35 protein-coding genes are annotated in these 26,991 nt (G+C 33.0%); 33 read left to right on the top strand and 2 right to left on the bottom strand.

All coding sequences use genetic code 11. From position 1 onward, the window contains the following. Window positions 1-20 precede the first annotated feature (20 nt). The 4 genes from gmhB (at window position 21) to gmhA (ending at window position 3,577) form a co-directional block, all read left to right on the top strand. Window positions 21-497 carry a D-glycero-beta-D-manno-heptose 1,7-bisphosphate 7-phosphatase gene (gmhB, locus tag DZ67_RS0104280; RefSeq protein ID WP_035907104.1) on the top strand — a complete coding sequence of 159 codons (477 nt, stop codon included), beginning with the start codon at window positions 21-23 and terminating at the stop codon, window positions 495-497. Window position 498: 1 nt separating this feature from the next. After that, window positions 499-1,494, top strand: a complete 996-nt coding sequence (rfaD, locus tag DZ67_RS0104285) for an ADP-glyceromanno-heptose 6-epimerase (protein WP_024787442.1) — start codon at window positions 499-501, stop codon at window positions 1,492-1,494. Continuing rightward, window positions 1,491-2,879, top strand: a complete 1,389-nt coding sequence (rfaE1, locus tag DZ67_RS0104290; protein ID WP_024787443.1) for a D-glycero-beta-D-manno-heptose-7-phosphate kinase — start codon at window positions 1,491-1,493, stop codon at window positions 2,877-2,879. The genes rfaD and rfaE1 overlap by 4 nt, the downstream gene beginning before the upstream one ends. Window positions 2,880-3,070: 191 nt before the next feature. Continuing rightward, on the top strand, window positions 3,071-3,577 hold the full coding sequence (gmhA, locus tag DZ67_RS0104295) for a D-sedoheptulose 7-phosphate isomerase (protein ID WP_369792211.1): 507 nt from the start codon (window positions 3,071-3,073) through the stop codon (window positions 3,575-3,577). On the opposite strand, the gene murG is transcribed toward gmhA, so the two are convergent. Next, window positions 3,555-4,583, bottom strand: a complete 1,029-nt coding sequence (gene murG / locus DZ67_RS0104300; protein WP_035907106.1) for an undecaprenyldiphospho-muramoylpentapeptide beta-N-acetylglucosaminyltransferase — start codon at window positions 4,581-4,583, stop codon at window positions 3,555-3,557. The two genes, gmhA and murG, sit on opposite strands and share 23 nt — an antisense overlap. Window positions 4,584-4,631: 48 nt before the next feature. Beyond that, on the bottom strand, window positions 4,632-5,771 hold the full coding sequence (locus DZ67_RS0104305; RefSeq protein WP_024787446.1) for an FtsW/RodA/SpoVE family cell cycle protein: 1,140 nt from the start codon (window positions 5,769-5,771) through the stop codon (window positions 4,632-4,634). 186 nt (window positions 5,772-5,957) lie between these two features. Here DZ67_RS0104305 and flgB point away from each other — a divergent pair, with 186 nt between their 5' ends. From flgB to DZ67_RS0104450, 29 genes are all read left to right on the top strand, one after another. Next, on the top strand, window positions 5,958-6,365 hold the full coding sequence (gene flgB / locus DZ67_RS0104310) for a flagellar basal body rod protein FlgB (RefSeq protein WP_024787447.1): 408 nt from the start codon (window positions 5,958-5,960) through the stop codon (window positions 6,363-6,365). Window positions 6,366-6,443: 78 nt separating this feature from the next. Then, a complete protein-coding gene (gene flgC / locus DZ67_RS0104315) occupies window positions 6,444-6,941 on the top strand; it encodes a flagellar basal body rod protein FlgC (RefSeq protein WP_024787448.1) in 498 nt (165 codons plus the stop codon). A 10-nt stretch (window positions 6,942-6,951) separates the two neighbouring features. After that, window positions 6,952-7,242, top strand: coding sequence for a flagellar hook-basal body complex protein FliE (gene fliE, locus DZ67_RS0104320; RefSeq protein WP_024787449.1), 291 nt, complete (start codon window positions 6,952-6,954; stop codon window positions 7,240-7,242). Between the two features lie 71 nt (window positions 7,243-7,313). Beyond that, a complete protein-coding gene (locus DZ67_RS0104325; RefSeq protein ID WP_236617351.1) occupies window positions 7,314-8,972 on the top strand; it encodes a peptidoglycan D,D-transpeptidase FtsI family protein in 1,659 nt (552 codons plus the stop codon). Then, on the top strand, window positions 8,956-10,026 hold the full coding sequence (locus tag DZ67_RS0104330) for a mechanosensitive ion channel family protein (protein WP_236617352.1): 1,071 nt from the start codon (window positions 8,956-8,958) through the stop codon (window positions 10,024-10,026). Before DZ67_RS0104325 ends, DZ67_RS0104330 begins: the two co-directional genes overlap by 17 nt. After that, window positions 10,023-11,324, top strand: coding sequence for a hypothetical protein (locus tag DZ67_RS0104335; protein ID WP_024787452.1), 1,302 nt, complete (start codon window positions 10,023-10,025; stop codon window positions 11,322-11,324). Before DZ67_RS0104330 ends, DZ67_RS0104335 begins: the two co-directional genes overlap by 4 nt. Before the next feature lie 77 nt (window positions 11,325-11,401). After that, a complete protein-coding gene (locus tag DZ67_RS0104340) occupies window positions 11,402-11,827 on the top strand; it encodes an Hsp20/alpha crystallin family protein (RefSeq protein ID WP_236617353.1) in 426 nt (141 codons plus the stop codon). Between the two features lie 154 nt (window positions 11,828-11,981). Beyond that, window positions 11,982-13,268, top strand: coding sequence for an NCS2 family permease (locus tag DZ67_RS0104345; protein WP_024787454.1), 1,287 nt, complete (start codon window positions 11,982-11,984; stop codon window positions 13,266-13,268). Between the two features lie 257 nt (window positions 13,269-13,525). Next, window positions 13,526-13,639 (top strand): 50S ribosomal protein L36, encoded by a 114-nt coding sequence (gene rpmJ, locus DZ67_RS0104350; RefSeq protein WP_024787455.1) that lies wholly within the window; start codon window positions 13,526-13,528, stop codon window positions 13,637-13,639. Between the two features lie 3 nt (window positions 13,640-13,642). Further along, entirely contained in the window at window positions 13,643-14,011 is a 369-nt protein-coding gene (gene rpsM, locus DZ67_RS0104355; protein WP_024787456.1) for a 30S ribosomal protein S13, read from the top strand. A gap of 10 nt (window positions 14,012-14,021) precedes the next feature. Then, window positions 14,022-14,414, top strand: coding sequence for a 30S ribosomal protein S11 (rpsK, locus tag DZ67_RS0104360; RefSeq protein WP_024787457.1), 393 nt, complete (start codon window positions 14,022-14,024; stop codon window positions 14,412-14,414). A 2-nt stretch (window positions 14,415-14,416) separates the two neighbouring features. Then, window positions 14,417-15,043 (top strand): 30S ribosomal protein S4, encoded by a 627-nt coding sequence (rpsD, locus tag DZ67_RS0104365; RefSeq protein ID WP_024787458.1) that lies wholly within the window; start codon window positions 14,417-14,419, stop codon window positions 15,041-15,043. A gap of 13 nt (window positions 15,044-15,056) precedes the next feature. Beyond that, window positions 15,057-16,049 carry a DNA-directed RNA polymerase subunit alpha gene (locus DZ67_RS0104370; RefSeq protein WP_024787459.1) on the top strand — a complete coding sequence of 331 codons (993 nt, stop codon included), beginning with the start codon at window positions 15,057-15,059 and terminating at the stop codon, window positions 16,047-16,049. Next, the gene (rplQ, locus tag DZ67_RS0104375) at window positions 16,049-16,417 is read left to right on the top strand and encodes a 50S ribosomal protein L17 (RefSeq protein ID WP_024787460.1); all 369 of its coding nucleotides are present in this window, start codon (window positions 16,049-16,051) and stop codon (window positions 16,415-16,417) included. Before DZ67_RS0104370 ends, rplQ begins: the two co-directional genes overlap by 1 nt. 69 nt (window positions 16,418-16,486) lie before the next feature. Continuing rightward, complete coding sequence (locus DZ67_RS0104380) at window positions 16,487-16,783, top strand: NifU family protein (RefSeq protein ID WP_035907112.1); 297 nt, start codon at window positions 16,487-16,489, stop codon at window positions 16,781-16,783. After that, window positions 16,758-17,123 carry a hypothetical protein gene (locus DZ67_RS09810; RefSeq protein ID WP_024787462.1) on the top strand — a complete coding sequence of 122 codons (366 nt, stop codon included), beginning with the start codon at window positions 16,758-16,760 and terminating at the stop codon, window positions 17,121-17,123. Before DZ67_RS0104380 ends, DZ67_RS09810 begins: the two co-directional genes overlap by 26 nt. Continuing rightward, a complete protein-coding gene (locus tag DZ67_RS0104390) occupies window positions 17,120-18,322 on the top strand; it encodes a UDP-N-acetylmuramoyl-L-alanyl-D-glutamate--2,6-diaminopimelate ligase (protein ID WP_024787463.1) in 1,203 nt (400 codons plus the stop codon). Before DZ67_RS09810 ends, DZ67_RS0104390 begins: the two co-directional genes overlap by 4 nt. 125 nt (window positions 18,323-18,447) lie before the next feature. Then, entirely contained in the window at window positions 18,448-18,822 is a 375-nt protein-coding gene (gene panD / locus DZ67_RS0104395; RefSeq protein ID WP_024787464.1) for an aspartate 1-decarboxylase, read from the top strand. After that, a complete protein-coding gene (locus tag DZ67_RS0104400) occupies window positions 18,822-19,025 on the top strand; it encodes a hypothetical protein (RefSeq protein ID WP_024790793.1) in 204 nt (67 codons plus the stop codon). Before panD ends, DZ67_RS0104400 begins: the two co-directional genes overlap by 1 nt. After that, the gene (locus tag DZ67_RS0104405; protein ID WP_024790794.1) at window positions 19,015-19,335 is read left to right on the top strand and encodes a type II toxin-antitoxin system RelE family toxin; all 321 of its coding nucleotides are present in this window, start codon (window positions 19,015-19,017) and stop codon (window positions 19,333-19,335) included. The genes DZ67_RS0104400 and DZ67_RS0104405 overlap by 11 nt, the downstream gene beginning before the upstream one ends. 28 nt (window positions 19,336-19,363) lie before the next feature. Beyond that, window positions 19,364-19,624: a YbaB/EbfC family nucleoid-associated protein gene (locus DZ67_RS0104410; protein ID WP_369792212.1), complete on the top strand. Its 261-nt coding sequence runs from the start codon at window positions 19,364-19,366 to the stop codon at window positions 19,622-19,624. After that, window positions 19,621-20,511, top strand: coding sequence for a DUF7488 domain-containing protein (locus DZ67_RS0104415; protein WP_024787467.1), 891 nt, complete (start codon window positions 19,621-19,623; stop codon window positions 20,509-20,511). Before DZ67_RS0104410 ends, DZ67_RS0104415 begins: the two co-directional genes overlap by 4 nt. A gap of 3 nt (window positions 20,512-20,514) precedes the next feature. Continuing rightward, window positions 20,515-21,354, top strand: a complete 840-nt coding sequence (locus DZ67_RS0104420) for a polyprenyl synthetase family protein (protein ID WP_024787468.1) — start codon at window positions 20,515-20,517, stop codon at window positions 21,352-21,354. Then, window positions 21,351-21,653: a nucleotidyltransferase family protein gene (locus DZ67_RS0104425; RefSeq protein WP_024787469.1), complete on the top strand. Its 303-nt coding sequence runs from the start codon at window positions 21,351-21,353 to the stop codon at window positions 21,651-21,653. The genes DZ67_RS0104420 and DZ67_RS0104425 overlap by 4 nt, the downstream gene beginning before the upstream one ends. Next, window positions 21,646-21,990 (top strand): HepT-like ribonuclease domain-containing protein, encoded by a 345-nt coding sequence (locus tag DZ67_RS0104430; protein ID WP_024787470.1) that lies wholly within the window; start codon window positions 21,646-21,648, stop codon window positions 21,988-21,990. The genes DZ67_RS0104425 and DZ67_RS0104430 overlap by 8 nt, the downstream gene beginning before the upstream one ends. Before the next feature lie 2 nt (window positions 21,991-21,992). Next, window positions 21,993-23,846: a transketolase gene (gene tkt / locus DZ67_RS0104435; RefSeq protein ID WP_035907381.1), complete on the top strand. Its 1,854-nt coding sequence runs from the start codon at window positions 21,993-21,995 to the stop codon at window positions 23,844-23,846. Continuing rightward, entirely contained in the window at window positions 23,843-24,940 is a 1,098-nt protein-coding gene (locus DZ67_RS0104440; RefSeq protein WP_024790797.1) for a pyridoxal-phosphate-dependent aminotransferase family protein, read from the top strand. Before tkt ends, DZ67_RS0104440 begins: the two co-directional genes overlap by 4 nt. Continuing rightward, entirely contained in the window at window positions 24,941-25,750 is an 810-nt protein-coding gene (locus DZ67_RS0104445; protein ID WP_024787473.1) for an ATP phosphoribosyltransferase regulatory subunit, read from the top strand. Then, entirely contained in the window at window positions 25,743-26,984 is a 1,242-nt protein-coding gene (locus DZ67_RS0104450; RefSeq protein ID WP_024790798.1) for an adenylosuccinate synthase, read from the top strand. The genes DZ67_RS0104445 and DZ67_RS0104450 overlap by 8 nt, the downstream gene beginning before the upstream one ends. Window positions 26,985-26,991 lie beyond the last annotated feature (7 nt).

A 26,991-nucleotide genomic window follows, 5' to 3' on the forward strand; every position in this document is an offset into this window, starting at 1 on the left:
TTAAAAATTAAAGGATAATAATGAAAGCGGCTTTTTTAGACAGAGACGGGGTTATAAATGTTGATAAAAATTATGTTTATAAAATAGAAGATTTTCAATTCAAAGAAGGGATTTTTGAATTATTAAAATTACTTCAGGATAAAGGTTTTACTTTATTTATTGTAACCAATCAGTCAGGTATAGGCAGGGGATATTACAGGGAAGAGGATTTTAAAAAACTCACAGATTATATGCTAAATGAACTTGAAAAAAGGGGGTTTGAAATAAAAGAAGTCGCTTTTTGCCCCCATCATCCGGATGTTGGATGTTACTGTAGAAAACCAAATCCCGGGATGATTTTGAATTTGGCAAAAAAATATAATATTTCTTTAAAAGATTCCATAATGATAGGCGATAAAATAAGTGATATTAAAGCCGGGAAAAATGCGGGAGTTGGGAAAACTTATTTAGTTAAAAATTCTTTATTTGATATAATTGAAAAAATCAAAAAGGAATGAAATGAAGTATGTTGATATTGATTTTAATAATAAAACTGTTTTAGTTACAGGTGGAGCCGGATTTATAGGCAGTAATTTAGCTTTTTACTTTCAGGAAAATTATCCTGATGCAAAAGTAATTGTTTTTGATAAATTCAGAAACGAAGAGACTTTTTCAAACGGAAACTTAAAAAGTTTTGGGCATTTTAAAAATCTGTTGGGATTCAAGGGGATTGTAATCAGCGGAGATATTACAAAAAAAGAAGACTTGGAAAGACTTGAAGTTTATGATATTGATTATATATTCCATGAAGCCGCAATTTCAGATACCACGGTTCTTGATCAGAAAATAATGATAGATACGAATGTAAATGCTTTTAAGGATTTATTGGATTTGGTAGTTAAAAAAGATGCTTCTATGATTTATGCAAGCTCTGCGGCGACTTATGGAAATTCTAAAATATTTAAAGTGGGGCATGAAAATCCAAATAATGTATACGGCTTTTCCAAACTTATGATGGATAATTTAGCAAAAGAGTATTATGATAAAATTAGAGTTATTGGACTTAGGTATTTTAATGTATACGGTGAGAGGGAATATTTTAAGAATAAAACAGCTTCAATGGTTTTGCAGTTTGGACTTCAGCTTTTAAAAGGAGAGAGTGCAAAACTGTTTGAGGGAAGTGATAAAATAAAAAGGGATTTTATATATGTTGAAGATGTAATTCAGGCGAATATAAAAGCCTGCGCAGCCAAAAAAAACGGGGTTTATAATGTGGGAACCGGAAAGGCCAGAAGTTTTCAGGATATTGTGGATATATTAAAAAAAGAGTTAGGTATTGAAAGAGATGATATATACATTCCAAATCCATATGCAAAGCAGTATCAGTATTTTACCCAGGCTGATATTGAAGATACAAGAAAATATCTGGATTATAATCCGAGATTCAGCCTGGAAGACGGGATAAAAGCTTATTTACCTGAAATTAGGCGAATTTACGAAGAAGAAGTGAAATGATAGCAATTGTCGGCGATTTTATGATAGACCATTATCTATGGGGGAAAAGCCACAGGATTTCCCCTGAGGCTCCGGTGCCTGTTGTGGAAGTTGAAAAAGAAGAAGACAGACTCGGAGGTGCCGGGAATGTCGTAAATAATTTAATAACACTTGAGGCTGAAGTGATAGTTTCAAGTGTTATTGGCAGAAATTATAAAAGAATGTTAAAGCTTTTAGAAGAAAAAAATATAGACACAAACGGGATTTTTATAGATAAATCGCGTGAGACTATTATAAAAAGCAGGGTAATAGCGTCCCATCAGCAGGTAATCAGGTATGATAAAGAGACAATAGAACCTATTGGTGAAGAATATGAAGAAAAAATAATTGAATTTTTAGATAAAAATATTAAAAATATTGAAATAATTCTTTTAAGCGATTATGAAAAAGGTGTTTTAACAAAAAGTCTAACTCAAAAAATAATCAAACTTGCAAACAGATATAATAAAAAGCTTATAATTGATCCAAAAAAAGATTTTTCAAAATATATAAATGCGTGGATGTTAAAGCCTAATAAAAAAGAGCTTGAAACTGCGGCAGGGATGAAGATAAAAAATAAAGATGATTTAATAAAAGCTGGATGGAAAGTTAAAAAAGAGCTGAATCTTGATTATTTGTTAGTAACTCTCAGTGAAGATGGAATGGCTCTTTTTGCAGATAATTTCGTAGAAGTGCCTACTTTGGCAAGAGAAGTATATGATGTAACGGGGGCAGGGGATACGGTTTTGGCAAGTCTGGGATATTATTTAAATAAAAGTGATGATTTAATCAATGCCATGCATTTTGCAAACGCGGCCGCCGCTGTTGTAGTAGGAAAACTCGGAAGTGCTACTGTGTCGCTTGAAGAAATTAAAGAAGCCGAAAAAAGAATAGATAACAATGTGGATTATAAAATAGTTGATTTTAAATTAATTGAAAAAATAGCAAATGCTTTAAGGGCTGAAAATAAAAAAATAGTTTTTACAAACGGATGTTTTGATATTTTACATATAGGTCATGTAAAATACCTTCAAAAGGCAAAAGCTCTTGGAGATAAACTTATAGTCGGTGTTAATTCAAATGAATCAGTAAGTAGACTTAAAGGTCCTAATAGACCGGTAAATGATGAATACGACAGGGCTTATCTTTTAGCTTCTCTTGAGGTTGTTGATTATGTGGTTATTTTTGATGAAGATACCCCGTATGAACTCATTAAAAAAATAAAACCGGATATTTTGGTAAAAGGGGCCGATTATAAAAATAAAGAGGTTGTAGGAAGCGATATTGCAAAAGAAGTAAGACTCATTGATTTTGTTGAGGGGAAAAGTACTACGAATATTATAAAAAAAGTGAGGAATGGTGAGTAGTGAGTTGTGAGTAGTTAAGTTGCCAAGTTATACCAATTGAAAATGGAAAATGGATAATGGAAAATGAGCGAAAATGAGCAAAGCGAATTACGCTCATCTGGCTGCTTGAAAAGCGGCCATGATGAAAAGTAAAAAAAAGGAGAGAAATGTTAAATAAATGTTTGATGAATCATATCGAGGTAGCTAAAAAAATGGAAAAACTGTTGCCTGATATTGTAAGTGCGGCCGAGCTTTGTTTGGCTTCTTTAAAAGACGGAGGTAAAATTTTACTTTGTGGAAACGGAGGAAGTGCGGCCGATTCTCAGCATATTGCAGCCGAGCTTAGCGGCAGGTTTAAAAAAGAGCGTAAAGCTCTTGCCGGTATAGCTCTAACTACCGATACATCCGCTCTTACAGCAATAGGAAATGATTACGGTTTTGAACAAATATTTTCAAGACAGGTAGAAGCGTTGGCAAATGAAGATGATATATTAATAGCAATTTCAACAAGCGGCAATTCAAAAAATGTAATAAATGCAATAGATTATGCCAGAAAAACAGGCTGTAAGGTTATTACTTTAACAGGAAAAGACGGCGGTAAGATGAAAGATTTGGGAGATGTGAATATTGTTATTCCAAGCTATGATACGCCAAGAATTCAGGAAATGCATATAATGGTCGGACATATGATTTGCGCTATGATTGATGAAGAGTTTTAAAAATTTCATTTATTATAAATTCAGCCCCGTTTTTTTTGTTTATTTTAGCCAAATTTTTTGAAATAGCCTCTAAGTTAGAATCAAAAAGAATTTTTATAATCTTTTCATCGTTTATTTCATTTTGTCTTATTACAAATCCCGCTTTTTTTTCTTCTAAAAATTTTGCATTATAATATTGATGGTTTCCCGCTGCATAAGGGTAGGGAATAAAAAGAGTCGGAATCTGGTTTGCGACAAGTTCAAACAGTGTTGAAGCTCCGGCTCTGCTTATTGCAAAATCGGCTTGTGTGATTTTATCGGCTAAATCTTTTGAAAAATCAAAAACGTCTGCTTTTACACCGTTTTTTTCATAAAAATTTTTAATTCTTTCGTAATCCCTTTTTCCTGTCTGATGAATTATATTAATATTTTTTTCTTTTAAAACGGGGGCGAGCGACAAAGCCAAATCGTTTATTGCAATCGCCCCCTGGCTTCCTCCTAAAAAAATAACAGTTTTTAGCTTTTTCCTGATTCTATTTTTTTCAAAAAAAATTTGTTCCACAGGATAGGGGTCGTTATATAAAAATGTGGAAAAAAATCTTCTGGAAAAAGGTTTTAATAATTTATTAAGTGAGCCGATATGTGCATTTTGTTCATGAATAAAAAGGGGATTATTGCTTGTTATAGCGGCAAAAGCTGCCGGGGCTGCTGAATATCCTCCTACACTGAAAACTGCATTTATATTATTTTCTTTTAATATTTTTTTTGCCTGAAAAGATAATTTTATTATATTAATTAAAGAATCTATTTTTTTTATTCCTTTTTTATTTACAACACCTGTGGATGAGAGAAAATATTTTTTGCTAAACCCTTCATCTTCACTAAACCACTCTTTGTCTGCCCCAGAGGTTGAACCTATGTAAATTGGATTTAATCCTCTTTTATTTAATTCATTTTTTATAATTTTTGCAATTTTAAGGTGTCCCCCCGTTCCACCGCCTGTTATTGCCATATTTAAATTTTCCATTTATTCTCCAATTTCACCATTTTCACTACTCACTATTTTCACCATTTATTATAACTTCGTTCTTTTGCTTATCATTAAAACCATTCCTATTGCCGTTAAAAAAGCTAAAAGTGAACTTCCGCCGTAGCTTAAAAAAGGGACTGTAAGACCTTTTATAGGAATCAATGACGTAACGCCCAGTGCATTTAGAATAAACTGCAGTGAAATTAAAGTCCCTATTCCGAAGGCAAAAAGCTGATATTCTTTTTTTTCGCTCCTGTTTGCGATTCTGAATATTCTGTAAATTAAGGCACTGAACAAAATTACAATTAAGCTGATTCCTATTATACCTGTTTCCTCCGCAATACCGGCCAATACAAAATCGGTATGCACATCGCTTAAAAATCCGAGTTTGAATACACCGTTTCCTATGCCTGTCCCCAAAATTCCACCGTTGTGAATTGCATTCAAAGCTTCCTGGACCTGTCCGTAACTTGCTGGGGAAGTGTCAACTATCGGATGTGGAAAAAAATTTGACGACATAAGTGCCAGCCATGCTTTAAACCTTAAAAGGCGGTATTTAGATGAGAAAACGGCTAAAATAAACACAAAAATACCGCCCGAAATAATTAAAGTGAATGTTTGAAATCTGCCCCCTGCAATTAATAACATAAAAGCAAAAACCAAAGCCATTATCATAACCTGTCCCAAATCCGATTGAAAAGCAAGTATCAGATACCAAAAACTTCCCAGTATTATAAGATAGGGTAAAATAAGTTTTATCTCTTCTTTTAGGGAATTGATGTTTTTAACTTTTCTTGTAAAAGACCATGATAAAAAAAATATTACTCCGATTTTGAAAAATTCAACGGGGGAAAATTTAAACGCCCCTATTTTTATCCATCTTCTTGCACCGTTAATTACAGGGGCAATACTTTCGGGTAAAAAAGGCATTAATATTACCAATATAGAAGAAGTTATAAAAATAAGCCATCCAAGCTTGTTAAACCATATATCAGTGTTTAGAAAAGAAAGAATCGTCATAATTACAAAACCTAAAAAACCAAAAAAAAGATATCTGCTTACAAAATGATATTCCCCCAGGTTTTTTGAAGTTTCCAAAAAAACAGGCAGAGAATATGAAAAAAGGGAACCTATCAGTAAAAATATGGCAACTATAATAAAAATTAACGCATCGACTTTTTGCAAAATTAACCTTTATAGTGTATAATTAATATAGAATTTTATCATAATAATACAGTGAGTTGTGAGTAGTGAATTGTGACTAGCCAAGTTGCCAAGTTTAAAGTGAAAAATGGAAAGTGAAAAGTGAAAGCTGAGAGGTTGTAGGTAAAGGGAATAAAAATTGCTTGAAATTAAAAAAGGAGTTTTGGTTTGTTTAAAACAATTAATTTTTTGGAAAAATCTCTTGAATACAGAAAAATCAGACAGGATTTAATTGCAAGCAATATAGCAAATGCCGATACTCCTTATTACAAACCAAAAGATATAAGATTTGAAGATACCTTAAGAAATGAAATAGAACATGGAAACAATAAAAAATTAGAGCTTGCAAAAACTAATGCTATGCATTTGGAGCCTAAAAATGTAGAAGATAAAAATGAGCCTGTTGTGTTTTTCAGAGACGGTCATTTGGCAAGAAATGACGGAAACAGCGTTGATATAGATGTGGAAACTACAGAAATGGCAAAAAATGCCCTTATGTATAACGCCGAGGTGGCTGCGGTAAAAAAAAGAATAGATTTGTTTAAGCTGGTGATTGATTCAAGTAAGAATATATAATAGTGAGTGGTGAGTTGTGAGTAGTGAGTTGTGAGTAATGAGTTGGCAAGTGGCCAAGTTTTAAATAAAAGGAAAAAAATGGGATTTTTAAACAGTTTTGATATATCCGGATACGGACTTTCAGCCCAGAGATTCAGAATAAATATAATTTCAGAAAATATTGCAAACGCAAATACCACAAGAACCGATGAAGGCGGGCCGTACAGAAGAAAAGAGGTTGTTTTTAAAGCTGTGCCTTTTGAAAAAACGCTTAACAAAGAACTTGAAAACAATGCTTCTTTTGCCGGATATGAAAATCCTTTGGATGAAGAGGGAGAAGACGGTGCAAAGGCGAAACCTCCGATTGAAACTGTAATGGTGGATAAAGTGGTAAGGGATGATTCAAAACCGATTTTAAAATATGACCCGACAAACCCTGATGCAAATGCCAAAGGTTATGTAGCGTATCCAAATATTAATCCTGTAATTGAAATGGCCGATTTATTGGAAGCAACAAGGGCGTATCAGGCTAATGTGGCGGCATTTCAGAGTGCAAAAACAATGGCGAACAGTGCCATAAACATATTACAAAGCTAAGGAATAAAAAATGGCTTTTATTAATAAAATAGATTCAAATATAAATATCGGAAATATACAAAACAAAAACAAATCAAATGATGATAATTTTGAAGAAATTTTAAAAAAAGAGTTAAATGAGACAAATAATTTTCTACAAAGCGCCAAAAAAGCCGAAACCGATATAGCAACCGGAGATGTTAAAGATTTGGCAAAAGCAAGTATAACTATTCAAAAAGCGGAACTTAAAATGAAAATGATGCTTGAAGTCAGAAATAAGGCTATAAGTGCCTATAAAGAGCTACTTAAAACTCAAATTTAATGAAAAATATTAAAATACCTTTAGTTTATATTCTTTTTTTTATTCTTTTTTTAGTTATATTCGGCGCTTTTTTGTTTTTTTCTATTTATAGACCGAAATCATATTTTAATCCTTATATTAAAAAAATCGAAAGTGCGCTCAGGGGGAATATTGTCGCCGGTAATTTTACCTTGGCCAAGAGTGAGAGAATCTATGCTGTTTATATAGACCCCGATTATATATCGTTTTTTAAAAAAAAACTGTTTGTAGATTTATTCAGTATTTATACCGGTATAAGTAAAAGAGAAATTGTTGATAAATTAAAAATCCATAAGAGAATTCTGCTGGCCGTTATAGACAAAAATACCAAACAACAGTTAATTTATTTAAGACGTGTCCTTGATAAATACCGTGTTTTCATAAGTGTTAACGGTATAAGAAGAGGATATGACATTGAAAGCGTGGCTCCTAAAAATATAGACGGAAATATAGTCCTTTCACCTCTTTTTAAAAGGGTATATCCGTATAATGATACGTTTGAACCGTATCTCGGAAGTTATTCAAAAGAAACACAAAAAGGAAACAACGGGATAGAAGAATATTATAACAATGTTTTAAGCCCGGGGGAAAATGGAATTATAACGGGATACAGGGATGTCGGGGGAAATATTATCTACGATAAAAATGCCGTTGTCAAATATCCTAAAAACGGAAAAACATTAAAGCTTAACATAAACCTTGTTTTACAGAAAAGAATAGAAAATATTTTGGATGAGGCAAAAGAAAAATATAAAGCGGATGAGGTAATAGCCGCAGTAATGGAAAGCAAAAGCGGAAAAATTTTAGCATTGGCTTCTTCAAACAGGTTTAACCCGAACCATATAACAAAAAAAGACATTCCCAATATGAAAATTTCTGCCCTAAGGGAACTTTTTGAACCCGGGTCAGTTATGAAACCGATAACATTTGCCATTTTACTTGAACATAATAAAGTAAATCCTTATGAAGTATTGAATGCATATAACGGCAGATGGAAACCCGACTGGAGAAAAACTCCTATTATAGATGATAAGCCGTTTAAATGGCTGAGTGCCGAAAACGCAATTGTGTATTCAAGCAATATTGTCATGTCCCAGCTGGCGCTCAGGCTTTCTGCAAAAGAGCAGTTTTACGGTTACAGAAAATTTGGACTTGACAAAATAAGCGGAATCGATTTACCTTATGAACTAAAAGGCAGACTTCAACCTTTAAAACTTTATAATTATCCTGTTTACAAATCAACTTCAGCTTACGGATACGGAATAGTTGTCAATTTTATGGAACTTTTAAAAGCCTATAATGTATTTAACAATAACGGTGTTATGGTAACTCCTAAAATTGCCGATGTTCCTACGGATAAAAAAAAGGTTATTAAGACCTTAACGGCGAATGAAATGCTAAACATTCTAAGAAAAGTTGTTTTAAAAGGGACGGCAAAGGCTGCTTTAATGGATAATATATTTACCGCAGGGAAAACAGGAACCGCCCATACAACCCAAAACGGGGTGTATCAGAAAGTTTATAATTCCTCTTTTTTCGGATTTGCCGATGCAAACGGTAAAAAATATACCATAGGTATTACATTTTTCCATGTAAAAGCGCCTTTCCCGTATTATTTCGCATCAGCCACAGCTGTGCCGGTTTTTAAAAAAATTGTTATAATTATGAAAGATGAAAAAATGTTTGGGGGAAAGGATGAGGGGAATAATTGAAATTTTAAACACTACTTTTTTAAATACGCCTTTGTATAAAATAATTCTGGCTTTTATTGTTTTATTTATATTTTTGGTTTTCAGAAAAATTTTTACACTTTTTGTTCTTTCGTTTTTCCAGAAACTCTCTTCAAAAACCAAAACAGATATAGATGACAAATTTTTTGCCGCATTTAAAAATCCTTTAAGATTTTTGTTTGTTATAGCCGGTATTTGGGGATTTTTTTATTTTCTGAATCTTAAAGGCGAATTTTTAAACCATATAATAAGAGGACTTTTAATTTTTGATATTTTTTGGGTAATGTATAATCTTGTATGTGAATTCGAAGACTGGGTATATCATCTGCTTGGAAAATACGGAAAAGCTTCGAGGGAACTGGCTTCTTTTCTTATAAAAATCACTAAAGCTTTTGTTGTTATTATCGGTATTGTGGCAATGCTTCAGGAATTTGGAATTAACGTTACAGGATTTATCGCTTCACTCGGTCTCGGCGGTTTGGCGTTTGCCCTGGCGGCAAAAGATACGGCTGCAAATCTTTTCGGCGGGATTGCAATACTGACCGACAATATTTTTAAAGTCGGAGAATGGGTGAAAATAGGAAATGCCGAGGGAATTGTGGAAGATATAGGAATGAGAACAACAAAAATAAGGGCTTTTGACAAAAGAGTGATAGTTGTTCCGAATTCGGTAATTGCTGTTTCAAATGTGGAAAATTTTTCAAGGCGTGACAGAAGAAGGGTTATGATGAGAATAGGCCTTACATATTCTACAAGTGTGGAAGATTTAAACAAACTGTTAAATGAAATAAGAAGTTATTTAAAAAACCACCCTTTAGTTCATAAAGAACCCCTTTTAATATATTTTGATGAATACGCAGACAGTTCCCTTAATATATTTTGCTATTTTTTTACCAAAACGGCTGATTGGGAAAAATATCTGGAAATAAAAGAGGAAATAAATCTGGAAATTAAAAAAACCGTTGAAAAATATACATCATTTGCGTTTCCGTCAAACAGTGTATATTTTGAAACACCTATAAAGGTGGAACAATGAAAATTAAAAAATTAATAAAAATATTTTCAGGTATTTTAATTTTGTCTGTAGTTTTTGTCTGGTTGTTATTTAATACGGATATAGGGAAAAATATAATTAAATTTTATCTTCAAAAAGAAATTGACCATTATTTTAAGAATACAAAAATAGAAAAACTTATAATCAACTATAATACATTTTCCATGCTTCTGTATCAAGATGGCAATATATATAAATTATACGGGGAAATGTTCCCTTTTGATGCGATTATAGAAGGCAGGCTTAAATATATAGATTTGGCAAATAAAAAAATAAAAGAAAATGCGATAATAAGCGGAAACGTTATAAAAAAAATTACAGGATATCTTATAAACAGTATGGTTTATTTTGATAATAATATAGGTTTTTTGAAAATAAAACTGAATAAAAATAAAAAAGATATAAATTTTAAAACCGGTGATATCGATTTAGGGTATGTTTTAAATAAACTGTCTGTCAAAATTCCGAAAAATCTTAACGGCAAAGTGAAAATTAATCTCTCTTCGAATAATTATAATTATAATATTTACGCTTCGATAAACGGAACTTATCAAAAAAATCCGTTTAATTCAAATATAAATGTTTTTTTCAATTCGTTTAACAATATAAATATAAACGGTAAAATAAAAAGCGAAATTTTAGAAGGAAATTTTAAAGCTACAGTAGATAATAAAAACAACATTAAATATATTGTTGATCTGGATAAACTTGATTTGAAACTTCTTCCTTTGATTTATCCGTTTAAAGGCGAGGTAAGCTTAAAAGCGGAGAATAATCCGGAGTATGGAATAATAAAATTTAAAGGAAATAATTTCAGCGGATTTTATGACCAAAATATTACAAATATAGTTTTTGATATGCCGTCAAATATGTTTTTCAATTATATAAATTTACCAAATATTTTTGATTATGGAAAAATAACCGGCAGAATTGTTGTGTCCGATAAAGGCAGTTTTAACTTTTTAATTCAAAATGCTAAATTAAAAGAGGATGTTTCAAAGAAACTCAATATAAAATACGATGAATTTGAAAAAATTTTTGTCAAAGGGACATTTAATAAAAAAGAGGTAGTTTTTGATTTATTATGTGATAAAAACGATTTGACTATTAGTATTAAAAAGGGAAAATTATTAATTAAGGGAGATAAAATAATACCGGTGTTTGTTTTAAATGTAAATGACGGGAAAGATTTATATATATATAAATTTAAAAATAACATGCTTAAATTGTTAAAGAAAGAAAATCTAAATAATGAAGATAATCAAATATTAGTCTTTTAGTATAAACTTTCTTGACAAAGAATATAAAATTTGATATAATTTCACTGTAAATAAATAAAATTCTTTTAAAGGAGGGGATGATGTGGCCAACAGTATTCGATCCGTTTAAAGAATTACAAGATATAGAAAGAAGATTGGGAGCAGTTCTTGGAGCAAACAAACCTGTTCAAAAAGTGGAAGCTTTTACACCTGCTGTAAATGAAAAGGCAGATGAAAACGGCTATTATGTCGAAGTCGATTTGCCCGGCGTTAAAAAAGAAGATATTAATATCAGCATAAATGAAGGAATTTTGAGTATCTCAGGTGAAAGAAAACTTGAGAAAAAAGAAGAAAAAGAAAATTATACAAGAATTGAAAGCTTTTTTGGAAGATTTGAAAGAAGCTTTAAATTGCCTTCAGATGCTGACGCTGAAAAAATTGAAGCAAAATTTGAAGATGGGGTGTTAAAAGTGTTTATTCCAAGAAAACCTAAAGCAGAAGGTAAAAAAATAGAAATTAAATAAGGGTTTTTCCCTTATTTAATTATTAATTTATAAGTGACAGACACTTATAAATGTTTATTTGTATAAATTATTAAATTTTTTAGTTAGTCTCATATTTTAAAAAGTTAATTCTATTTTAATAATTATGATATAATTTGCCCAAAAAAGGGCAAAAATGTTGGAAAAAATATTTAAACTTTCAGAAAAAAACACAAATGTTTCTACAGAGGTGAGAGCCGGGTTAACTACATTTTTAGCTATGATGTATATAGTGCCTGTCAATGCTTCCATTATGAGTTTAACCGGTATGCCGTTTGACGAGCTTATTACCGCAACAGCTGTTGTTACCATTATTTCCACCATATTAAACGGTATTTGGTCTAATACCCCGGTTGCTATGAGTGTGGGAATGGGGCTTAATGCATATTTTACATTCGGTCTGGTCAAAGGGATGCATATTCCGTGGCAGAGCGCTCTTGGTATTGTAATGATTTCCGGACTTATATTTTTAGCTCTTTCATTTACAAAATTCAGAGTTTGGGTTTTGGAATCGGTACCTATTGATGTAAGAAGGGCTATAAGTGCGGGTATAGGAATGTTTATAGCGTTTATAGGTCTTAAGGGAATGGGTGTTATTGTGGATAATCCGGCTACACTTGTAAGTCTTGGAAATTTTCACGATCCTAAAGTTTTACTCGGTGTTTTCGGATTTATAGTTGCTGCTGTACTTTTTGCATACAGAATAAAAGGGGCTTTTATAATAGCTATTATAATCACTTCAATAGTTGCATGGATGCTGGGTTTAGGCGAGCTTCCAAAAGGGATTGTGTCTATGCCTTCGGGGATAGGAAATATAGCATTTCATTTTGATATAAAAAGTGCGCTTACACTGGCACTTTTACCTGTTATTATGACATTTTTAATTACAGATATGTTTGATACCATCGGTACACTTGCCGGAATCGGTATGAGGGCCGGTTTATTTAAAAAAGGCAGCCGTGAGCTTCAAAAAACCCTTGAAGCAGATGCTGCCGCTACCGTAATAGGAGCCAGTCTTGGTACGTCTACCACAACATCGTTTATTGAAAGTGCCGCCGGAGTTGAAGAAGGGGGTAGGACCGGACTAACTGCGGTAGTTACTGGGCTTTTGTTTATCACAACACTGTTTTTTCTACCAATTTATAAAGCGATTCCTGACAATGCCATTTATCCTATTTTGGTAATGGTTGGTGTGCTTATGTTTAGCGAACTTAAAAACATAGATTTTTCAGACGGAACCGTAGCCGTTACAAGTTTTATCACGGCTGTTTTAATGCCTCTTACCTATTCCATTACAATAGGTATCAGTGCGGGTTTTGTCATTTATTTAATTTTGGCTTTGTTAAAAAGAGAATTTGATAAAATAAATGTCGGAACTGTAACTCTTGCATTAATAGGATTACTTGCGTTTATTTTTCATTAATTCCTTTTAATAAGGAAATATTATAAAAGATTTTTCTTTTTTTCTCACCACTCACCACCAACCGCTCACCACCCACTAAAATTATTTATGGTATAATTCCATCCCCCTGAACAAAATAGAGGCTTTGCATCTGTTAAAAAACAGTTGCAAGGGCTGGTCTATTGACCTAAGGGGGATAAAAATAAGTGAAAAGTTAAAAATGAAGAGTGAATTTCTTTTTCACTTTACACTTTTTTAATTTAAATTAAGGGGATATTATGAAAGTAAGAGCTTCAGTTAAAAAAATTTGCCCGAAATGCAAAATCGTTAAAAGAAAAGGCGTTGTCAGGGTAATTTGTGAAAATCCAAGACATAAACAAAGACAAGGATAAAACATGGCAAGAATTGCAGGTGTGGACTTACCAAAAAACAAAAAAGTAGAATATGCGCTTCCGTATATTTACGGAATCGGATTAACTCTTAGCAGAAAAATCTTAAAAGACACTGGGATTGATCCAAACAAAAGAGTTTATGAACTCAGCGAAGAAGAAGTTTCAACATTAAATAAAGAAATTCAAAGCAATTACATAGTAGAAGGTGAACTTAGAAAAATAGTTCAGCTTAATATCAAAGAACTTATGGATTTAGGGTGTTACAGAGGATTAAGACACAGACGCGGCCTTCCTGTAAGAGGGCAAAGAACAAAAACAAATGCAAGAACCAGAAAAGGTAAGAAAAAAACTGTTGGTGCAAAAGCAAAATAAAGGGTGAATGATGGCAAAAAGAAAAGTAGTTAAAAAGAAAAAAATTAAAAAACAAGTAGGACGCGGAATAGTTTATATTTCAGCTACATTCAATAATACAATGATTAGCGTTACTGATGAAATGGGTAATGCTTTATGCTGGAGCTCTTCAGGGCATTTGGGATTTAAAGGAAGTAAAAAATCCACTCCGTTCGCCGCACAGCAGGCAGTTGAAGATGCTATGGCTAAAGCAAAAGAATATGGAATTAAAGAAGTGGGAATTAAAGTACAAGGACCAGGTGGCGGTAGAGAGACAGCAGTTAAAACTGTCGGTGCAATTGAAGGAATTAAAGTACTTTGGATGAAAGACATTACTCCTCTGCCACATAACGGTTGTAGACCAAGAAAAAGAAGAAGGGTGTAACGATGGCAAGATATACAGGACCGGTTGAAAGAATCGAAAGAAGACTTGGAGTAAGTTTAGAGCTTAAAGGTGAAAGAAGATTAGCGGGTAAATCCGCACTTGATAAAAGACCTTACGCACCGGGTCAACATGGACAAAGAAGAACAAAAATTTCCGAATACGGATTACAGCTTAGAGAAAAACAAAAAATTAAATATTATTACGGTGTACTTGAAAAACAATTTAGAAAATTTTTCCAAGAGGCAAACAGACAAGAAGGCTCAACAGGGGAAAACTTAATTAAATTACTTGAGAGAAGACTTGACAATGTTATTTACAGAATGGGATTTGCATCTACCAGAAGATTTGCAAGACAGCTTGTAACGCACGGACATATTTTGGTTAACGGTAAAAAAGTCAATATTCCTTCATATTTGGTAAAAGAAGGTGACAGAATAGAAATTAAAGAAAAAACCAAAAACAATCCTCAAATTCAAAGAGCTTTAGAACTGTCTAAACAAACTGGAATAGCCCCTTGGGTTGATGTAGATATTGATAAAAAAGTAGGCGTATTCCAAAGAATTCCTGATAGAAGTGAAGTAAACATTCCGGTAGAAGAAAGATTAGTAGTTGAGTTGTACTCTAAATAATAGGGGTTAAAAAATGAATAAAATTAAAACAGAAGTTATTGTCCCAAGTGAAGTTTCATATAAAGAAGAAGAAAATAAAGCAAATATTGAAATTTATCCTTTTGAAGCGGGATTTGGGGTAAGCGTAGCCCATCCCATAAGAAGGGTTCTTATTGCCTCCACTCCAGGTTTTGCCCCAGTCGCTATGAAAATAGAAGGGGTAAAACACGAGTTTGATTCACTAAAAGGTATGCTTGAAGATGTTGCAAGCTTTATTATTAATATTAAAAACATCAGATTTAAATTAAAAGAAGGTGACGAGGCAGTCGTGGATTATCATTTTGTAGGTCCTAAAGAAATTAAAGGGGCCGACTTGGAAAATGATAAAATAGAAATTGTTACACCTGAATCATATATAGCCACGCTTAATGAAGAAGGCGAGCTTAAACTTACATTAATTATAAAAAGAGGAATGGGATTTGTAGCCGTTGAAAATTTCAGAGATTCCCTTCCTGAAGGATTTATAGGACTTGATGCATATTTCAGCCCGATTAAAAAAGTTGTTTATAATATAGAAAACATATTGGTTGAAGACGACCCTAATTTTGAAAAAGTTATTTTCGAAATTGAAACAGACGGGCAAATTTCTCCTATAGAGGCGTTTAAAAATGCAATAGATGCGTATTTGAAACAATTCAGTATATTTACAAAAGAATTTAACATTGAAACAAAAACAGCCAAAAATGTAATTTTGGATGATACTTACGATATATTATTCGAACCGATAGAGGGCTTAAATCTCAGAAGTAGAAGTTTTAATGCGCTTGATAGGGCCGGAATCAAATATGTCGGTGAACTTGTTTTAATGGGTAAAGAAAAAATAGCCAATATTAAAAATCTAGGGGCAAAATCACTTGAAGAAATATTTGATAAATTAGATGAAATAGGATTTTCTATCAATAAAACACTGCCGCTTGAAATTAAAAAAGTTATTGAAGAAAAACTATCAAAACTTAAGGAGATTTAATGAGACACAGACACGGATACAGAAAACTGGGAAGAGACAGCGAGCACAGAGCTGCGCTTCTTAGAAACTTGGCATGCGATTTGATTGAGCATGAAAAAATTGAAACAACTGTTCCTAAGGCGAAAGAACTTAGAAGATATATTGAAAGATTAATAACTCGTGCAAAAAATGCGGATTTTAATACGCACAGATTCATATATTCAAAACTTGGAAGCAACAAAAGAGCAAAAGCGGCGACTCAGAAATTAATTGATATTATTGCTCCTAAATTCAAAGAAAGAAACGGCGGATATACAAGAATTATCAAAACAAGATTCAGAATCGGCGATGCGGCTGAATTGTGTACAATTGAACTTATTCAGGATTAACCCTCTTTTTCTTTTCCCCTATTGATTTAATTAATTTAATTTGTTATATTTAGCAAAAAAAGGATAAATATGGCTGAAATTCCATTTTCCAATGAAGAGCTTAAAGAGGCTGTAGGCAGCGTAATTGAAGAGCTTCGTCCGATGCTTCAGATGGACGGGGGCGATGTTACATTGATAGATGTTCAAAAACCTGTTGTATTTGTTCAGCTTCAGGGAGGGTGTGTCGGATGTGCTAGTGCCGGGGCCACGCTTAAATACGGTATTGAAAAAGCCCTGAAAGAAAAGATTCATCCGGATTTGGCAGTAATGAATGTACCGCACGGATATGAGGATAAATTAGATGAGTTACTCAAATATTCATTCTGAAATAAAAGCTATTTTAAAAGAGGCGATTGAGAAAAAAGATTATAAAAAAGTTATGAAAATAATAAATTCCCTGTTTTTGGAAAATGATATAAATCCTGAAGCAATGAACGGTATTTTGTTTAAAGATGTAAAAGAAATCATTAAAACAAAAGAGGATTTGGAAAATATAATTCTTTCAACCAAAGTAATTTTTGAAAAAAAAGAAGAAGTGCTTGAATTTTTTGAACTTTTATTAAAATACGGATTCAGGGAAAACGCTATTAATTATTTTGAAGAATTGATATTTAATATAGATGATTTGGATTTAATAGAAGGATTTAATACACTTTTAAAACAATGAATTATGAAGAATTAATAAATAAAAATTTAATTACCGATAATACAGAAGAATTAAATAAAAATAAAATTTTTTTAAAAACTATTCAAAACGCAAAATATTCAAAACATATAACCTCTTTTTTAACCCCGGAAGATTTGTTAAAAGATGTAAAAACAAAATTTATAGGAATAACCGGTACCAACGGAAAAACAACCACCGCTTTTGTACTCGGGTATCTGCTGAAAAATTTAGGATACATTGTGGCTGTTCAGGGAACGGAGGGACTTTTTGTAAACGGAAAAAAAGTTGAGGAAAAAACGCTTACAACCCCTTCAATATTTACTACAATAAAAAGGCTTTACAGATATAAACCAGATTTTTTTATTATGGAAGTAAGCTCACACGCAATTGCGCAAAACAGAATTGAAGGAATAAAATACTCGGCAAAAATTCTGACTTCTTTTTCGCAGGACCATTTAGATTATCATAAATCAATGCAGGAATATAAAAAAGTAAAAGAGAGTTTTTTTCAGGACGAAGCGGTAAAAGTAATAAATGGTAAGTTAAAAGTTAAAAATGAAAAGTGTAAAGTGGAAATATGTGGTTATGATTTTAATGTAAATTGTGAAAATTTATATGTTTTAGAAAAGCCAATTGTTGATAATATCCCTATGGCTGGAGAATTTAACAAAATGAATTTTTCTCTTGCAATTAAAACAGTTGAATTATTAACTAACTATTCACTGCTCACTACTCACTATTCACGTTTTAGAGGAGTGCCCGGCAGAATGGAAACAGTATCCATTAATCCTCTGATAATTGTAGATTTTGCGCATACTCCTGACGGAATGCAAAAAGTAATAAGCTCCGTTAAAGGTAAAAAACTGGTTGTTTTCGGTGCAGGAGGAAACAGGGACAGGGAAAAAAGAGCAAAGATGGGTAAAGTAGCTGATAATTTGGCTGAATATATAATTCTTACAAACGATAATCCAAGGTGTGAAAATCCTGTTAATATAATAGAAGATATAAAAAAAGGAATTAAAAAAACGCCTTTTGAAATAATCGTAAATAGAAAAGAGGCTATAAAAAGGGCTGTTGCAATTTCAAAAAATTTTGACGCAGTTCTGATTTTAGGAAAAGGAGATGAAAAATATATGGAATTTTGCAATAAAAAAATCCATTTTAATGACAAGCAAGAAATATTGAAATACTTGCACTAAATTAATATTAGATTAATGTTTTAATATATAATGCGAATGTGATATAATAATATAAAGATATATAAATGCAAATACCAAAAAAAGAATATTTAATTGAGGGGGAATTCTGTGCTTAAGGAGATCAAATGAATATAAAAATGCTTTATAGCAAAATTCACAGGGCAACCGTAACAGATGCCAATTTAAATTATGTGGGCTCCATTACCATAGATGAAGAACTGATTGAAAAAGCAAAAATGCTTGTAGGTCAAAAAGTGGATATTGTAAATATCAATAACGGTGAGAGATTTTCCACTTATGTAATTAAAGGAAAAAAAGGCAGCGGCGAAGTGTGTTTAAACGGTGCGGCGGCAAGAAAAGTACATGTAGGGGATAAAATTATTATTATTGCATATGCATCTATGGATTTACAAGAAGCAAAAACTTTTAAACCATCTGTTATAATTGTAAATGACAATAATGAAATAATTGAAATTACAGATAATTTAAAGGCTGAGTGATGAAAACTATTGAAATAAAAATAAAAGATAACGATTTAGAAACAATTTTATCAATTTTAAATAATTTGAAAGACGGTCTTATCAATAAAATAACCGTTAAAGAACTTGAACAAGAATTTAAAGAAGTAAAAAGGGAATTAAATTACTTAAAAAATAATAAAATTAAACCTCAAAAATTAGAAGATTTTTTAAATGAAATATGAAGTTAGGATTTTAGAAACTGCTAAAAAAGATATTAAAAAATTAACAAAAAAATATAAAAATATAAAAGAAGATTTAAAGGAATTATTAAATATTTTAGAAAAAAATCCTAAAAACGGGATAGAATTAGGAGATTCTTTTTATAAATTAAGAATAAAAAATTCTTCTTCTAAAAGAGGAAAACGGGGAGGATTTAGAGTTATATATTATTTGATAGAAAAAGAGAATGAAATTTGGATATTAAAAATTTATTCAAAAAGTGAAATAGATAATTTACCTAAACAGTATCTGTTATCTTTATTAAAGGAGTAAAATGTATGGAAATATGGATTTAAACGAAATGATGAAAAAACTTCAGGAAAGTATGGCTGAGGCTGACACTAAAACATATACCGCTACTGCGGGAGGGGGAATGGTTGAGGCAACCGTAAACGGAAAATTTGAAATAATAGATTTGAAAATAGATGATTCCCTGCTTGATGACAAAGAATCAATGCAGATTTTAATTATGAGTGCTGTGAATGATGCTGTTAAAATGGCTTTGGAAGATAAAAAATCGCAGGCTCTCAATATGTTCGGCGGGCTTAATTTGGGACAATGAAAAAAATAATATTTATAATCCCCCTTTTTCTGTTTGCTTTTATAGATTTAACTCCCTGTCTTAAAAAATATTCTTTTATTGAAAATTCAATTCCTGTTTCTAAAAATTCAAGTATTATTTTTGGTAATAAAAACTGTATAAAATACGACCCTTTTACAGGAATGTGCCTAATTAAAGAAAAGAATAAAAAAACGGTTAAATTTTATGATAATCCAAAGCTTGCATGGTGGATGGCATCAATTAAAAAAAATAAAATTTATGTGGGGAATTTTGCTGAGGATATGAACTTCTTAACCCCCGCAAAAATCAGTGTAAAAACACTTAAAAATTCTGTTATCTCAGATATGTTCTGTAGGGCTTACGGGATAGGCAGGGGAGATGGCTTTATAAAAAGTGAATATATAAAACATTTTATAAAGTACGGCTGTTGGGGGGATGTAGGAATTGATACTGATGAAAATATGAAAATTATCTCTTTTGACCCTTTTTATGTAAAAGGGCTCAGGCTGGGAGAAAAAATAATTTCAATAAATGCCCGTCCGGCAACCCCGCAGATTTTTTCAAAATATATTTTGCTTGGAAAACCAGGAAATATTGTAGAGATTAAAACTGCCAAACATATATATAAAATCAAGATTAGAAAAAAAGAATACGGTTTTACACCTCTAATGCATTTCGGAATTGTTGTAGATAAAAATTTAACAGTTATAAAACTTCCAGATAATCTGAAAGAAAAATATTATATTAAAGAAGGCGCAAAACTGATAAAAATAAACAACAAAAAAATTTCTTCTTTCAATGAGCTTAAAAAGGTACTTTCCACTTATAAAAATGTTACAATTACATTGAATTTTCAAGGTATAATATTAAATATTCCCTTAAGGTAAGTAATGGAAGATTTTATAAAAAAAAATTTAATTAGTGCCAAAAGCTTTCATCCTTTTTTTGAAAAAGCATTAAACGAAATGCTAATAGCTGGAGGAAAGAGATTCAGACCCAGACTTCTTTTGGCGGTGGTAAACGCATATAACCCGCTTTTAGCGGATAATGCAAAATATGCGGCTTTTGCTATTGAGCTTATTCACACATATTCTTTAATTCACGATGATTTGCCCGCAATGGACAATGCGGCTCTCAGACGCAATCATCCAACCCTTCATACAACTTATGATGAAACAACCGCTATTTTGGTCGGGGATGCCTTAAATACATATGCTTTTGAGGTTTTAAGCAAAGCCCCTATGCATAATGATATAAAAACAGAACTTATTAAAACTCTCTCAAATGCGGCAGGTCCGAACGGAATGGTTTTAGGGCAGGTAATTGACTGTTATTTTGAAAATAAAAAGCTTAATTTGGATGAGCTTAAATTTTTGCATATAAATAAAACGGCAAAATTAATTGCGGCAAGTCTTAAAATGGGTGCGATTATTGTAAATAAAACCGATTTGGCGGAAAAATTATATGATTTTGGTATTAAACTCGGACTTCTTTTCCAAATTCAAGATGATTTACTTGATTTGCTTGATTCATCAAAAACAGGTAAAACAACGGGTGTGGATGAAAATAAAAATACATTCGTTACTGTTTTGGGAGAAAAAGAAGCAAGAAAAAAGGCGGATAATTTAGCAGGTGAAATAGAAAAAGAAATGGGAAATTTTGATGAAAATTTAAAAAATGAATTGAAAAAACTGTTAAATAAATATTTAAATAGGCATAATACAAAATGAAAAGTATAAAAAATAAGGTTTTAGAGTATTTAAAAGAAAATAAAGAGTATTTTAGGAAAAAATATGGAATAAAAAAAATTTATCTTTTTGGAAGTGTGGCGAGGGGAGAAGATAATGAAAACAGTGATATTGATATTATGGTAGAGTTTATATCAGATAAATTTCATACTTTTGATAACTATTTCGATTTAAAGTATAAATTAGAAGATAAATTTAAAAGAAAAATTGATTTAGCTACAAAAGAGATGATAAGAGAAAAGTTAAAAAAAAATATTTACAAGGATATTATTAATGCATAGAGATAAATCTCTTTTTTTAGATGACATATTAGAATCTGTTAATGCTATTGAAAGTTATGTTGTTTATATAGATTTTGATGAATTTAAAAATGACAGAAAAACTTATCAGGCGGTAATTAGGGAATTTGAAATAATAGGAGAAGCTACTAAAAATATTTATCAAGATTTAAAAAAAGTTTATCCGAATTATGATTGGAGAAAAATTATAGATTTTAGAAATATTGTTTCTCATAACTATTTTGGAATAGATTTTTTAACAATATGGAATACAATTTTTGATAAATTACCAGAATTAAAACAAATAATAGAAAAAATTTTAAAGGAAGGATTAGAATGAATATGAAGAAAAAAATGGCTGATACAATAAGGTTTTTGGCGGCTGATATGGTGCAAAAGGCGAATTCGGGGCATCCCGGAGCCGCTTTGGGCTTGGCGGATATAATGGTGGAGCTCAGTGAAGTTATTAATCTGACCCCGCATAACCCTCATTTTATAAACAGGGACAGACTGGTTTTTTCAGGCGGGCATGCAACGCCGCTTATTTATTCTATGCTCTATTTATGGGGGTATGATATTACAATGGATGATTTGAAAAATTTCAGGCAGCTTGGCAGCATTACTCCCGGACATCCAGAATTCGGGCATACTCCTGGGATTGAAGTGACAACAGGTCCTTTAGGTCAAGGCGTGGCAAATGCCGTAGGCTTTGCAATGGCCAAAAAATTTTTACATAAAAAATTTCCGGAAATTGACCATAAAATATGGTGTCTGTGCGGTGACGGGGATTTGGAAGAGGGCATAAGTTATGAAGCCTGTTCAATTGCCGGAAGCGAAGGGCTTGAAGATTTGATTTTAATATACGACAGTAATAATATTTCTATCGAAGGAGAGGTTGGCAAAGTATTTAAAGACGATATTAAAAAAAGGTTTGCTTCCCAAAATTTCAGAGTGCTTGAAATGAACGGGCATGATTATGAAGATATTGCCAAAACGCTTAAAAAAGCGCTTCAAACGGACGGAAGACCTACAATTATAATAGCAAAGACAATTATAGCAAGGGGTGCTGTCGGGCTTGAGGGAAGCGAAAAAACCCACGGAGCGCCTCTTGGTGAAGATGTTATAAAGAAAAGTAAAAAAGCGGCAGGATTTCCTAATGATAAAACTTTTTTTGTGCCTGATGATGTACTGGTCAGGTTCAGGTGTGTAAAAGAAAAAGGTGAATTATTAGAAGCCGAATGGAGAAAAAAAGCAAATACCAAGGAAATTGAAGAATTTTTTAACAGGGATTTTAATAAAATTAAATGGCCTGAATTTGAAAAAAATGTCAGCCTTGCCACAAGAAAAAGCAACGGAGAAATTTTAAATGCAATTGCAAAGGCAGTTCCGTCTTTTCTTGGCGGAAGTGCGGATTTGGCCCCTTCAAACAACACCCATTTAAAAAATGAAGATGATTTTCCTCACGGGAGAAATTTGCATTTCGGTATCAGGGAACACGCAATGGGGGCTATAAACAATGCCTTTAGCGCATACGGGTTTTTGCCTTACGCTGCCACATTTCTGGTATTCAGCGATTATTTAAGGGGAGCACTGAGAATATCGGCGCTAAGTTCACATAAAAATTACTGGATATTCACACACGATTCCATTGCTTTAGGGGAAGACGGGCCGACCCATCAGCCGATTGAGCATTTAACGGCGCTTAGGGCTATTCCTAATCTTTATGTTTTCAGACCTGCGGATGCGAATGAAAATGTAAACTGCTGGAAGGCGGCACTTAATATCGATGCACCGGTTGCTTTTGCCCTCAGCCGTCAGGGGCTTAAAAATATAACCCCTAAAAATATTGATTTAAGCAGGGGGGCTTATGTTTTAAGGGAAGGCGACGGAATTACAATCCTTGCTAGCGGAAGTGAAGTGAATTTGGCTGTGGAAATTGCCGAAAAAATTAATGCAAGGGTTGTAAGTGTGCCTTGTTTTGATCTGTTTGATAAGCAGACACAGGAATTTAAAAAAGGACTCTTAAAAGGAAAAGTTATTGCCATTGAAGCCGCACGGGGGCTTGAGTGGTATAAATATGCCGATATGGTGATTGGAATGGAGAGTTTTGGCTCAAGCGGAAAGGGAAGCGAAGTTTATAAATATTTTGGATTTGACGCTGAAAAAATTATAAATAAAATAAAGGATAACAAATGATTTTAGCAACACCGGGACCGGTAGAAATTCCTTATTTTGTAAGGGAAACTTTTTTGGGTGAAACAATACACCACAGAACCCCTGAATTTAAACAAATTCTGCTTGATACTCTTGAAAGATTTAGAAAAGTGACCCATCTGCCCGAAGCAGTATTTTTGACAAGTTCCGGAAGCGGGGCTATGGAGGCGGCTGTAACGAACATTGTAAAACAAAAAGCCCTAACAATAAATGCCGGGAAATTCGGTGAAAGATGGGGGAAAATCTGCAGTGCGTTTAATATCCCTTTCAGGGAAATAAAATATGACTGGGATACCCCCGCTGCGGCAGATGATATTGTTGCGGCTGTCGAGGAAGATGAAGAAATAGATTCAATATTTATTCAGATTTGTGAGAGTGCGGGAGGGCTCAGGCATCCTGTTGAGGACATTGCGGCCGAAGTTAAACTGATAAACCCCGATATTATAATAGTGGCAGATGCTATTACCGCTATGGGGGTTGAAGATATAGATACCGCAAATATCGATGTTTTGGTAGGCGGAAGCCAAAAGGCGTTTATGCTTCCTCCGGGACTTGCAATGTTAGGTCTCAGTGAAAAAGCCGTTCAACGAATAGGAAAAGGAAAAGGTTTTTATTTTAACCTTGCAAATGAAATAAAAAAACAGCGTGATGGCTCAACATCTTTTACGCCTGCAACAAGTCTTGTTATTGCATTAGATGAAGTGCTTAAAAAATTAGAAGAAATCGGATTTGATAAACATTATGAAAATACTGCTAAAAGACACAGTGCGCTTCTTGCGGCTATTGAAGAAATAGGACTTACTGTTTTTCCTCAGGTGCCGGCACCTTCAATGGCTGCGGTTTACAGTGAAAAAGCGGAGGAAATTATAAAAATTTTAAAAGAAAAATATGAAATCAATGTTGCGGGAGGCCAGGATTTTATGAAAGGCAAACTCTTTAGAATCAACAATATGGGAATAATTGACGAAAACAAAATGCTTTATATCGTAAATTCGCTTGAACTTGCCTTAGATGAGCTTGGAATTAGAAAATATGACGGCAGTGCACTCAGAATATATACCGAGGAGAGAAAATAGATGATTTTTAAACATGAAATTCCGTCCGGGAGCAGATTTTATTTCGGCAGGAGTGCCAAAATAAAAAGGGAAATAGAAAATGTGGCAAGTGAAGTTTTTGATGCCAATGAGTTCGAAGAAATAATCACCCCCTATTTTTCCTACCATCAGCAAATTGCGTTAAGCGAAAAAGAAATAATAAAATTAACCGATACCCAAAATAGAAATCTGGCCCTCAGGGCCGATTCTTCCATCGATGTAATAAGGCTTGTTATTAAAAGGCTTAAAACCGAAGCTAAAAAATGGTTTTATATTCAGCCTGTTTTCAGATATCCGAGTCATGAAATATATCAAATAGGCGCTGAATGGCTTGAAGGGGATTTAAAAGAAATTGTAAATATAAACAAACAGATTTTTAAAAGGCTTAACAAAAATTACACCCTTCAGATTTCACATATTAAAATTCCAAGGGTTGTATGTGAATTAACGGGGCTTCATTTGGAAGATATAAAAAAAATGAGAATATACAAATTTAACGAAACCTGGCTGCAAAAACTTCTTTTTGTAAATTCAAAAAAGGATTTGGAGGATTTAAGCGTTTATCCGGGCGAAATTCAAAAATACTTAAAAGAAATTAAAGATATTGCAAACGAAGAAGACATAATCGCCCCTCTTTATGTAACGAATTTAAGATATTATACGGGAATTTTTTACAGATTTATAAAAGATAATGTTGTTTTTGCAAAAGGCGGAAGATACAAGGTGGACGGAATCGAAAGTGTAGGCTTTTCTGTTTATACGGATAATCTTTTAAAGGATATGAATGGTTGATTTGATTGTAGGACTTCAATGGGGAGATGAGGGAAAAGGGAAAATAGTAGATTTGGTTGCAAAAAACTATGATGTTGTAATCCGCTCTCAGGGCGGGCACAATGCGGGACACACCGTTGTATTGGACGGTAAAAAATACGCCCTTCATTTACTGCCAAGCGGTGTATTAAATCCAAACGCCGTGAATGTGATAGGCAACGGGGTTGTTGTTTATCCTCCCCAGCTTATAAAAGAGATAAAAGATTTTGATAAGAATATAAAAAACAGACTGCTTATTTCCGATAAAGCGCATATGATACTCGATCATCACATAGCCATCGATAAGGCCCGCGAAAGACTCAGGGGTAAAAATGCAATAGGTACGACAGGCAGGGGAATAGGCCCTGCATATGCGGATAAGATTGTAAGAGCCGGTGTAAGGATGGGTGAACTTAAAGATATTGACAAACTGATTGGAAAACTGAGTGATTATTATGAAATGAACAAAGGCTATTTGGAATATCTCGGGGTAAAAATTCCTGATATTAACGATGTTAAAAAACGGTTAATCTTTTATAAAGAGGAACTTTTTGAAAACATTACAGACACTACAAAATATCTTTGGGATAACATAAGTAAAAATATGCTGCTTGAAGGTGCCCAGGCAACGCTTCTTGATATAGACCACGGGACTTATCCGTATGTTACAAGCTCAAACACGATAGCTTCCGGGGCGTTAACCGGCAGCGGAATTCCCCCTAAAAAATTAAACAAAGTCACAGGCATTGCAAAAGCGTATACAACAAGAGTCGGCAACGGCCCTTTTCCTACAGAGGAATCAGGTGAAGAGGGAGAGAGAATAAGAAAACAGGGAGCAGAATTCGGTACCACCACCGGAAGGCCTAGAAGATGCGGATGGTTTGATGTTGTGGCGGCAAAATACGCCATTACCATTAACAGCTGTGATGAAGTGGCGTTGATGAAGCTTGACGTGCTTGACGGATTTAAAGAGGTAAAAGTGGGTGTGGGATATGAAAGAAACGGAAAAAGACTTGATTATTTCCCGAGTGATTTGGATGACGTAAAACCGGTTTATGAAACACTTCCCGGATGGGACGGAAGCAGCGGGGCAAGAAAATGGGGCGATTTACCTGATAATGCCAAAAAATATATAGAATTTTTGGAAGAAAAAACAGGTTGTAAAATAAAATATATCTCAACCGGGGCCGAGAGGGAAGATACGATAGTGAGGTGATGAGTTG

Origin of the sequence: Lebetimonas sp. JS138 (assembly GCF_000523335.1) — a bacterium.
Lineage (GTDB): Bacteria > Campylobacterota > Campylobacteria > Campylobacterales > Nautiliaceae > Lebetimonas.